We start from the raw sequence: 1,109 nt of genomic DNA, 5'->3' as shown, positions 1-1,109 counted from the left end.
TTTGAGAAAGTTACCTACGATGTGGTTGCGCTAAACGCAAACAAAGAGGACGTAAAAAACTACGCCCATTTTGCGCCAAGTTTACAACAGCATTTTTACTTAGGAGAGCTTGGCGGATACCAAGATCGTTTTGTGCCACCAGCACCACAAAAGGCAGAATGGAAACGCATCGGCGATGCCAGTATCGGTCAGTTTGTCATTGAAAAAGCATCTACAAATGCAACGTGTCACAACAGCCCGTGTTGGGAGAAAGATAAAACTAAAGACCATTACCCTGATGGCCCGTTCAACCGCGGTGCAAACAGCAAGAGCAGTAAAATTGGCTTGGTGACTACTCACGTGGTTGATGAGGTGAACTTCTTCGATGGCGGTGAAATTCTGACGAAACAGCCAGACATTCGTTTTGGTCGCTTGAACTTTAAGGATGTTGGCGGAAATCAGGGCATGAAGATCAAAGTGCCATTGGACGTAGAGGTGTGGCAAAACGGTAGATTTGTTACAAACTTCGATGACAACTCGACAACCGCAAATGGTGCGTACTACACCAGCACGCCTATTTGGTCGAACGCACCGGTAAATAACGCCCAGTTATCTGGTGTTGCTAAGATGAGTGTTGGCAGAACCAACGACATCATTGCAAGCCAAATTGACGCGGCAAGAGAACAAATTCAGTTCAGCCTAAATCTAGATCACTCAGGCAACCAACTTCCTTGGCTCAAATACGACTGGGAAACTTCGACTCCCGAAGAAGAAAACCCGCCAACAATAGTCACGTTTGGTATTCACCGTGGAAACGATCGCATTATCTATCGTGGTGAGCCGAATATGCTTGGCTTAAATTAGCATCTTAAACCAACACTAGACGGCAAATAAAAAGAGCCCCTCATTGAGGGGCTCTTTCATTACAAACGAATATAATTATCTAACAGTGTTTAGTTCGTGCCACGACGCGCTTTCAAACGCTTCACCATTGCAAGACGACGCTCTGCTGAGCCTTGGTCTGTCGCAGACTGGTTAGGGTTATTACGACGACCTTGACGGTTCTTAAACGCCGGTTTCGAGTTCAATTTCTCGATGTAAGATTCACGCTGTTTTGGCTCATAACCCGC

At 46.0% G+C, this 1,109-nt stretch carries 1 protein-coding gene and 1 pseudogene; one reads left to right on the top strand and one right to left on the bottom strand.

The genetic code is table 11. The features are described 5' to 3' along the window. Positions 1-843 (top strand): DUF6701 domain-containing protein (locus R7190_RS25720; RefSeq protein ID WP_318137660.1); only part of this gene is annotated, 843 nt, incomplete at its 5' end. Between the two features lie 89 nt (positions 844-932). On the opposite strand, the pseudogene R7190_RS25715 reads toward R7190_RS25720, so the two are convergent. Further along, positions 933-1,109: pseudogene (locus tag R7190_RS25715) on the bottom strand (ATP-dependent helicase); the annotation flags it as partial.

The organism is Vibrio sp. 1078-1 (assembly GCF_033340475.1).
The sequence above is the reverse complement of the archived record's forward strand: the minus strand, read 5'-3'. Positions and strand labels throughout refer to the sequence as shown.